The organism is Methanobrevibacter sp. UBA212 (genome assembly GCF_905233225.1).
GTDB lineage: Archaea > Methanobacteriota > Methanobacteria > Methanobacteriales > Methanobacteriaceae > Methanocatella.
The window spans coordinates 1-10,685 of sequence record NZ_CAJODJ010000052.1 but is presented as its reverse complement, the minus strand read 5'-3'; the positions used below and the strand labels follow the sequence as shown (position 1 = coordinate 10,685).

The window sequence follows — 10,685 nt, the reverse complement described above, 5'->3', positions numbered from 1 at the left end:
TTTTCAAAGTGAGAATTACTAAATGTAGTATTATCACAACCACCAGCAGTCAAATTACGTAAATAAACAGCACCACCATTCTTAACAGCAGAGTTATTTATAAAGTTACAATCATCAACCAAACCGTTGGAACCAGTCCAAATAACAGCACCACCACAACCAGACTCACCATAAGGACCAGTTGCAGTACCTAAAGCACGATTATCAGTGAAATTAGAACCTTCAATAGTACCATTAGTACCAAACCAGTAAACAGCACCACCATTAGCCTTAGCAGAATTATTCACAAATGTAGAATCTTCAATCCTACCATTTGTAGCACCATCATGCCAATCAATAGCACCACCATTAACACCAGCAGAGTTATTTTCAAAGCGAGAATTACTAAATGTAGTATTATCACAACCACCAGCAGTCAAATTATGTAAATAAACAGCACCACCATTCTTAACAGCAGAGTTATTAATGAAATTACAATTATCTACACGACCATTAGAACCTGTCCAAATAACAGCACCACCTTCACCAGAATCACCATAAGTACCAGTTGCAGTACCTAAAGCACGATTATCAGTGAAATTAGAACCTTCAATAGTACCATTATTACCATACCAATAAACAGCACCACCATTAGCCTTAGCAGAATTATTCACAAATGTAGAATTCTCGATTTTACCATTTGTAGCACCTGCATGCCAATCAATAGCACCACCATTAGTTCCAGCAAGGTTATTTTCAAAGTGAGAATTGACAAATGAATTGTTATCACATTCTGCTCTACCTTCAATACCACGTAAGAATACTGCTCCACCACGATTAATAGCGTCATTATGGATGAAATTACAGTTATCTACAGTACCATCAGATCCTGTCCACATAATAGCTCCACCATCTCCAGAGTTACCCATTGAACATTGAACATCTCCTTTAGCAGTGTTATTTGTGAAATTTGAATCTTTAATAATACCTCCTTGCCCAAACCAGAATACTGCTCCAGCATTAGATCCAGCAGTATTGTTTTCAAAGATACATTCTACACCTTCGTGCCAGTCGATAGCTCCACCATTTATGGAAGCAGTGTTATTAACAAAATTACATCTTGTAAAATCACTATTATGTGAATTTTCGAGATATACTGCTCCTCCAAATCCTTCCATAACTGTAAAATGGGTTACGGAATTTTTAGTAAAGGTAGAATCATATACTGCAGTATCATTTCCGGTGAGGAATACAGCACCACCTTTTAATGCAGTGTTATTTGTGAAAGATGATTTACTAATATTTACATTGTTCCCTTCAATATAAAATGCACCTCCACCAATACTTTCACTTTCATTTTTAGCATTAGCATGATTATCTGTGAAATTACTTGAAGTTACATTAATGTCATGTCCTACAATGTAAATCGCTCCACCGGCAGTTTTTGAATTTTTCAAAACGTCCGGCAAATCATATTTCAGGTCATGAGTTGCATTGTTATTTTCAAATAGAGAATTTTTAATAACAGTATTCTCTCCAGCAATATAACCAGATCCACCATTTATTGCGTGATTGTCTGTGAAATTTGATTCATCAATTAAAGTAGATCCGCCTTCAAAGTAGAAAGCACCACCTTTAATTGCTTCATTATCCTTAAATGAGGAATTGAATATGAAGTTGTCTGAACCGTTTACAGCAACAGCACCACCTAAACCACCTTTTTCATATTTAACAACAGCAGTATTATTGGTGAAAGTGGAATTAATTATATTTACATCATCACCTTGGATTGCAACACCACCACCGAAAGTAGTGAGTTTGTCTAATTCTGTGCTTACTGAAAATCTTAAATCATGAGTTGCAGTATTGTTATCTAATTCACAACCTAAAATTGTAGTATTAAATGCAATAATAAAGGCTGCTCCACCTTGAATCGCACTATTGGATGTGAAATTAGTATAATTAAGGGAGTTTAAAACACCATTAACATATACAGCCCCACCTTTAATAGCCTGATTCAAATCAAAGCTAACATCAGTAATTTTAGTATCATAACCGTTTACAGCAACAGCACCACCAAGACCGCCATCAGGATTGACTCCAATAGCATTGTTTTCAGAGAATAATAAATTATCCAATAAGGTGTTGTTACCTACAATATCAATAGCACCACCTTCAGCAGGTACACTATCAAATATAGGATTTAAGTTGTAAGTTAGGTTATGTGTAGCATTATTGTACTTGAATTGTGAATTTACAACAGTTGTGTTAACACCATTAACATAAGCTGCACCACCTTTAATAGCTCTATTATATGTAAAGTTAGCATTGTAAATAGTGGTATTAGTACCATTTACATATAGTGCACCACCCCTGATAGCTTCATTATCATTAAATATATTATCAGTAATATTTGTGTGATAACCATCAACAGAAATAGCACCACCAAGACCACCAGTAGGATTAGTACCTATAGCAGCATTATAGGTAAAGTTATTATAAGTTATAATAGAATAATCACCTCTAACAGCGATAGCACCACCTTTAGTAGTTAAGTTAATTACTGAACTAGAATTGAAATATAGACTATGTGTTGCATTATTATCATAGAATGTATTACCAGTAATGTTAGTATTAACACCATTAATGAATATTGAACCACCTTGAACAGCATTGTTTGTTGTGAAGAACATATCTTTTACAGTAGTATTAGCACCATCAACATATATAGCACCACCTCTAACTGCTTCATTCAAAGTAAACTGGCCATCATATATGGTAGTATTACCACCTTCTATAGCAATAGCACCACCAAGACCACCATTAATAGATCCTGAAGCAGTATTTCTTCTGAAAGTATTATTACCAGTTACTGCCACATTATTACCATTGATATAGATACCGCCACCCATAGTGAAAAGAGTTTCAGCACCAGGTTTGATTAAATCAATATCACGAGTGACAAGGTTGTCCTCAAATGTTGAATTATACACCTCAGTGTTTTGACCTTGAATATAAACAGCACCACCTTGAATAGCATTGTTTTCTTTTGCAGTGATTTTATCAAGAGTTATATCATTACCGTCAATATAAACAGCACCACCTTGAACAGCAGTGTTATTGTACAGGTTTATGTTTGAAGCGTCGACATTGTTACCCTCAATATAAACACCACCACCAAATGTAGCATCGTTTTGTGTGAAATTAACATTGCCAAAATCTGGATTTTGACCTATGATGTATAAACCTCCACCCAAACCAGTTTTTGTTGAAAAATTACCTTCAGCAACATTACTTTCAAAGGAAGTATCAAAAACGTTTACATTGTTACTTTCAACATACATAGCTCCACCGGAAGTAACTTTAGAAGAATTATCACTAATTTTACTTCCCAGATTATGAGTTGCAGTGTTATTTGTAAATGTTGAGTTGATTACAGTTGCATCATTTCCCTTAATATAAACAGCACCACCTTGAATAGCATTATTTTCAACTAATTTTGAATCGTAGATGCCAGCATTGGAACCTACAATTTGTATTGCTCCACCAATAGGTGCGGAATTATTCGTAAGGGTACAGTTTGTAATGTTTGCATTATTACCTTGAATATAGATAGCTCCACCATAATCATTTTCAGCAAAATTATTTTCAAATCTAGAGTTTACAACTACAGTGTTATCAGCCCTTTCAGGATCAACTGTATGAATATCCATCGCTCCACCAAATTTTTCAGCACTGTTATTGATGAATGTACAATTGTCTATGTAGTTATTTGGTCCAATAAAAGCAATAGCACCACCACCGCCACTTCTAGTAGGGTTCATGGTATTTTTTCCATAAGCTTTATTTCCTATGAAAGTTGTGTTATAAACTTTTATTGTCCCTTTGTGACATTCAATACCAGCACCATATGATGCAGAGTTATTTTCGATATAATTATTGGATATAACAACATCGTATGCATTTACACAATAAGCTGAACCATGTACTGCATTGGTGTTATTGATAAATATATTATTATCGAAAGAACAACCATTAGAAGTAACTTTAAAACATAACCCTAAAGAATTTGATTTAGCTTGCTCCTCAAGATTAATAGTTCCCTTATTGTTTATGAATAAATTATTGTTACCTCTAACAATAGGGCCACTTGTTCCAATACATACTATAATAGAAGCAGTATTATTATAGAATTCACAATTTTCAATTGTAGCTCTACTTCCAGCACCACCATCATAAGATATAATATATGACTTTTGATAAACAGTATTGTTTTCAAAAGTACAATTATAAAATGAAGTCGGTGCTTTAAGAGAAATTAAATTCCCTCTTTCAGGAATTATTGCATCCGGATCAATATTATCAGAAGTAGCATAATAATTTGCAAAATTAACACCAGTAATTTTACAAGTTTTTTCAAAATTAAACCTCGGCTTATTTTTATGTTGATTGGTAGCAGGTGGAAGAATAAATTGAGAAAGGTCAAGTGTAGCCTTCATACTGCTATCAATTGAGTTACCTCCATAAATATTAATAGATTTTTTTATTGTAAAATATTCAAACTCACCTTTATATGTCAAACCATTCAGGAAAACATTATCTCCATTCTGTAGATTTGGATTTGTGAGTAGTTCTCTTAATGCCTTCATAGTATTAGTAGACGGAGTCCAATCTCTACCTAAAACATTATTCTCATTGGAAGCACCCAAAACACTACTTTTAGAGCTTACGCTAACATTCTTTGTAATGTCTGCAGAGTCATTCAACTCTTTCTTTACATCATTAACTTGATTAGTAATTACATTATCATCAACTATTTGATTATTAACTGTATTAACATCAGTTGTTTGTGTTAAATTAAAGTCATTATCATTTTCAAGCGCACAAGACGCCTGAATAGTAAACATAAGAATAACTATAGCCATTATCACGATTAACTTTTTGCCTTTCATTTTTCGTTTTCACCCCCTGATCCAGTCAATTAATAAAAATTGAATAATCTCGGCAAACTAAGATTATTCTTATATATTTATATTCTTCCAAATATAAATAGTTTAACATATATAAAACAAAAAATAGACCATTTATGGGTAAATAAAAAATTACATCATAACATTAATATCAATAATCCTATAAATTTTTGAACGATTAACATTATATTGCAACTGTTAAAAAAAATCATTCATTTAATAAAAAATTAAAAAAAAAGTTAAATTAATGAATTTAATTTGTTCATCACCAATTTACAGATATACAAAATCATGAAATTATAAAACAAATATTTATTACAACATTTAATAAATCATTCATTTAAAAAAAAAGGTTTAATTAATGAATTTAATTTGTTCATCATTAACTAACAGATAATTAATCAAATCCTTTGAATTCAAATCCTCATTGGCCAAACTGACGGCAGTTATTTGCGAATTATTGTAGGTTCTGTAATATAAAATTCCATCATTGGTGTTGTAACATGATGTGTAAATGGTATATTCAAACAAATCCGGATCATCGATGAATGTACAACCATTCTGCTGCTCGACAGAGCCGAGAATATGGAAAAACTGGCTGACGCAACTTGCCTCATCTCCTGAAGAGTATGAATTTGCCCGTGTAAATGCTACCTTTGCAAATCTTGAGGATGACGACAAATCTCCGGGAAGACCGATTGCACCCATGCCCCTTGAATATTCATCCAAATCAATGCTTCCGCCAAAGGTATTTTCAGGATTTCTATTGGACAGGTTTCTATAATTATTTAAAGTGAATAGCTGTTTATCGAAAGGAGGATTATTGGTAAGAACACCTACAGGATTGTCATATATCTTCAATCCATCTTCCAACGGTTCAACCACAATGGATTTGCCGTTATTATCAGACAACATCCAATGAAGTGGAGATAATGGCAGTTCATCGGCAAAATTGATGTCAACAAGATTAATTTCACCAAGTAATTTTCGGGCTTCAAACACTGTAGATGCACTGCTTAGTATATATGGAATCAACTCAAAAGGGGCAATATTAATCATATTATTTTCACAGTCATTATAGACTGCATTACCTTCAAAGTTCAGTCCTGCAATAGACAATCCCTTTTCGTTGCATGCATCATAATATAGGGGATACTCATCAATGCCTGCAGCAATTCCGATTATGGCATAATGACTTTTAACGTCATTAATTTTTCTGTATTTGAACTCATAATTTCGAGGAGTTATTGTTACCCGTTCATTATATGAAATCTCATAATCAAAATTGCGTCCAAAATAATGCTTATCTGTAATATAATTGCTTGCTGTGCACACATTTTCACCTGCCGAAATTTGAATACATCAATGCTCTTGATTTAATTTCCCCAAAAGTATCTTCAATCAATAAATCACCATTCTTAAATACTGTTTGAAGATAATCTACACCATCACAGTCTATTGGAACTGTTTTAAATGAATTGTTTTCTTTGATTAATTTAAACCTTCCGGTTTTTGACTTTTTACTTGAATCCAGAGGGTTTTTAAATATGTCATGCCATACTCCGTCCCGCAGTTGTGCTGAACATTTGAATGCATTTCTTTGAGTGTCACGGGTTAGCGATGAGTGAAGACCGCCGCCCATACCGAAGATAATATTTTGAGCGGCCCAGCCGTTGGATTTCATTGCAAACAGTATATCCCTAATTTTGTGATAGTTCAAGCCGTCTCCCCACAAAAGACCAATGTTCAAGTCAAAAACCTTGTATCCTTTATCTGTCAAATGGGAGCCGAAACCCTGTGAAAGCAGATTCAAACAGTCAATTGTTGTTGAAACAGGTTCTCCACTATCCGGTCTGAATACAACCTTATTGCCTTCACCATCCAGGAAATTTAAGATAGCTTCATTCAGTTCGCTTCCTGACTTTCCCGCTTCGATTAAAAAATTCCTATAATCATATGAGTCAATTACTATGGATAGGATTCCTTCCCTTGCATTATCTATAACATTCATAATCTGGTCAAATTCGCCTTCAGGACCAAGTGAAGTCATGACACTGTGTTCTGTTGCCTGAACCGAAAATCCATATAAGTTGGAATCATTATAATAATTTTCAGGAATTGTCAATGCGGGAATAGTGTCGGTACCTGAAAAGCTAAGAAGATGAGCAGATCCGCAAAGCATTGATGATTCTGTTGATGTTGCTCCCCGATATCCGAAATCATGAAGCATAAAGTCCAGATTATCCTTTTGAGAACCTGTAACATCCAGATAAAAATTTGATAGTTTTCTGACTTCCGCAGACAGTGTTGCTACAGTTGAAGGATACCAAACCTGAAGGAGAAGTGATTCAAGGTAATTCACCAGCCAGTATGATTTCCTATCAGTGTTTTCAACAGTCATCAAAACGTTGCTGACATCCACAGGAGTTCCTTCAGCAACTGCCTTGATTTCAATAGGAAGTTTGCCATCGTATTCATCAAGGATATACTCCCAGCCTTCCTTGTTGAAAATGCCTTCCCCTATATGGGCTGATATGAGTTTATCCGCTTCGTCAATTTTTTCCTGAGTTACTACAGAGCCTTTTAAATACTTTTTAATTATATACTGGAGTCCGTAAAAAATTGTTTTATTGAACTCAGCACCTACCCTGCTTTCAAGGTATGAATAAATCTTTTCAGTGCCTTTTGGGTAAAAATAGTGATGAGTTACTTTATAACTATCAGTTAAAAGACAAATGTTGTTTTCAATCATAATATCCCCTTTAAATTGATATATGATTGTTATAAAATATAAATATTGCTAAAAAAAGAAAAAATAAGAAAAAGGAATCTAGATGTAACTAGTATCCTGTTTTCTGAAGTGTGCTTGTGGGTGATCGCATAATGGGCAAACTTCAGGAGCTTCCTTACCATAATGGATGTATCCACAATTGTTACATTTCCATGCGATTTCTTCGTCCTTTTTAAATACAGTGCCTGCTTTGATTTTGTCAGCTAATGCATTGTATCTGTCTTCGTGTGCCTTTTCGGTAGCACCTGCAGCATCAAACAAATTTGCTATATCATCAAAGCCTTCTTCACGAGCGGTTTCAGCGAATTCCTTATACATTGAAGTCCATTCGAAGTTTTCACCTGCTGCTGCATCTGCGAGATTGCTTTCAGTGTCAGGGACTTTGCCGCCGTTCAATAATTTGAACCAGATTTTTGCATGTTCTTTTTCATTGTCGGATGATTCCTGGAAAATCTCTTTAATTTCCACATAACCGTCCTTTTTAGCTTGAGAAGCATAAAATTCATATTTTACACGTGCTTGTGATTCACCGGCAAGTGCTGCTTTTAAATTTTCTTCGGTTTTTGTTCCTTTTAAATCTGCCATAATATCAAACCTCTAAATTAAAATATCATAAAAGACTATTTAAACATTTGGTGAGTAATCAGTAACTAAAAAAAATAAAAAAAAGTTAAGAGCTTATTTGAAGTTAGTAGCTCTTTCTTCGAAGTGTGCTTTTGGAACTCCGCAAACAGGACACATTTCAGGTGCTTGAGAACCTTTGAAAATGAATCCACAGTTTTCACATTTCCATTCAATTTCTTCTTCTTTTTTGAATACGGATTCTGCTTCAACATTTGCAAGTAAAGTTCTGTATCTTTCTTCATGTTCTTTTTCGATTGCGCCTACTTTTTCAAATAAGAATGCAATTTTTGCGAATCCTTCTTCTTTAGCGGTTTCTGCGAATTCTTTGTACATGGAAGTCCATTCTTCGTTTTCACCGTCGGCTGCTGCATTTAAGTTTTCAATTGTGTCAGGAATTTCTTCATCATGTAACAATTTATACCAGATTTTTGCATGTTCTCTTTCGTTTTTGGAAGTTTCCATGAAAATATCATGGATTTGAACATATCCTTCTTCTTTTGCTTTTGCAGCAAAGTATTGGTATTTGGTATGTGCTTGGGACTCACCAGCAAAAGCTGCTTGTAAGTTTGCTTCAGTTTTTGAACCTTTTAAATCTGCCATTTTATACATCTCCATTATTAATAATTGAAGTATTTATTCTATATAGAATGATAGAATATATATTAATCATCATTTAAAAATTTATTGAAAAATTTTTAAAATTGAGTCGAGTTATACTTATGAAAATATTGACAAAAAAAAGAGAATAGAAAGGTTATCTATTCTGAATATATTAAACCTACACCATAATTGACAAATAACAGGGCAAATCCGCCAAGAATAAGGTCAACTATCACTATACCAATGACCGGAATGATTGCTACTACTGATAAAATTAAAGCTAAAACAATCAAAAGAATGGATACAACAATTAGGAACAAGATAATGTTCAATATTCCAATTCTTTTTACGTCCGCAAATACTTCTCCAATGCTTAATGCATCGCCGATACTGCGTGATATAGCAAATCTTGCTTCAGCAATTATTGCAAATATTCCAAATATGATAAATATAATTACTGCGAAAACTGCCCAAATTCCTAAAGATCCTGCCATTTTATCCAATCCTGCTCCAATTGCACCAAACATGAATAAAAGAACAAGAGTAATGATAATTGGAATAATGAAGTAAACCAATCCGATAATTAATACTTTAATACCGTCTACAAAATTATTTGCAAAATCAAAATCAGGAATTTCATTAGAGTTATCAACTCCTCTTTTAATCACATCAATTGAATAACCGCTCAAAATAACTGAAAATACTATAGCAATTATTATTCCAATGATGGCCATAAATGAATTTGGTCCAAATAATCCGTAGAAAATCCCATCCATATCAGAAATAACAAAAATAAGACCTACAATCAAAAATTTTGTTAAATTAGAAAATGGATAAGATATCGACTTTGATAAAATATCACCCAAGCCCATTTTTTCACCTTATTGTAATTTATTTTAAACAAAAAACACTATATTAAAGTGTTAATAATAATTTTGTTTTATATAATATTTAAATATAATGTGAAATTTTTAAAAAAAAGAAAGAAAAGAATAGAATAAAATCTATTCATCGACACCGAAGGATTTTTTAAGTAAATCTGCGTTAACAAATCCTTCTTTGTAAATTTTACCAGTAGTTAAATCATTGATTACTACTTCTGCAGGAGCGAACATTCCTTTATCAATTTGGTAGAAATCAAATCCTGCTTCTTTAAATACATCGAAGAACGGTTTACCATATCCATCAGCAGCGGAAGATGGTAATTGAGCTGCTACATTAGCAATATCATCGCCTTCTTCAGATTCTACATAGTAGTAGGTTCTTCCACCGAATAATACTGCATCATTGGTTTTACCCATAGCTTTAAGTCCGTCTGGGTCAACAGGTGCGATTGGTGCAATACCTGCAGCATGTTTTACTTTTGTTACATCGAATTTAATGAATTCCAACATTTTGTAAGTTCCGTTTTCAACAACTCTTCCGGAAATTTGAATAGATCCGACTAAAGAAGAAGTAGGAGCTACAAGCAAGTAGACATTTTTAACATCAACATCACATTCATCAGCAATGTATTGAGCCACATCATCACCCGGCAATACATCAGCTTCTAAAGTTAAGATAGCTAAATCAGCATCTTTGTCTTCATAATCGATTTCTTCATAGGTTTCAGCCGGTTTTAATGCGATTGCACGAGCAGGACCTGAACCTAATGCGAAGAAATCTCCTACACTAACGGACCAACCTGCTTTTTGAGAACCTAAAGTTGAAATAGAAGGTGA

7 protein-coding genes are annotated in these 10,685 nt (G+C 33.6%); all 7 read right to left on the bottom strand.

Going from position 1 to position 10,685, the window contains the following annotated elements; all coding sequences use genetic code 11:
* Nucleotides 1-4,745: right-handed parallel beta-helix repeat-containing protein (locus tag QZ138_RS10390; protein WP_292888964.1), on the bottom strand; the 4,745-nt coding region annotated here is incomplete at its 3' end.
* 558 nt (nt 4,746-5,303) lie between these two features.
* Nucleotides 5,304-6,284 (bottom strand): choloylglycine hydrolase, encoded by a 981-nt coding sequence (gene bsh, locus QZ138_RS10385; protein ID WP_292888963.1) that lies wholly within the window; start codon nt 6,282-6,284, stop codon nt 5,304-5,306.
* A 4-nt stretch (nt 6,285-6,288) separates the two neighbouring features.
* Nucleotides 6,289-7,701 carry a nicotinate phosphoribosyltransferase gene (locus tag QZ138_RS10380; protein ID WP_292888962.1) on the bottom strand — a complete coding sequence of 471 codons (1,413 nt, stop codon included), beginning with the start codon at nt 7,699-7,701 and terminating at the stop codon, nt 6,289-6,291.
* A gap of 78 nt (nt 7,702-7,779) precedes the next feature.
* A complete protein-coding gene (gene rbr / locus QZ138_RS10375; protein WP_292888961.1) occupies nt 7,780-8,325 on the bottom strand; it encodes a rubrerythrin in 546 nt (181 codons plus the stop codon).
* Between the two features lie 93 nt (nt 8,326-8,418).
* On the bottom strand, nt 8,419-8,964 hold the full coding sequence (gene rbr, locus QZ138_RS10370) for a rubrerythrin (protein WP_292883246.1): 546 nt from the start codon (nt 8,962-8,964) through the stop codon (nt 8,419-8,421).
* Between the two features lie 158 nt (nt 8,965-9,122).
* The gene (locus QZ138_RS10365; RefSeq protein ID WP_292888960.1) at nt 9,123-9,836 is read right to left on the bottom strand and encodes a DUF4013 domain-containing protein; all 714 of its coding nucleotides are present in this window, start codon (nt 9,834-9,836) and stop codon (nt 9,123-9,125) included.
* A 132-nt stretch (nt 9,837-9,968) separates the two neighbouring features.
* On the bottom strand, nt 9,969-10,685 hold a 717-nt coding region (gene mch / locus QZ138_RS10360), incomplete at its 5' end, for a methenyltetrahydromethanopterin cyclohydrolase (protein ID WP_292888959.1).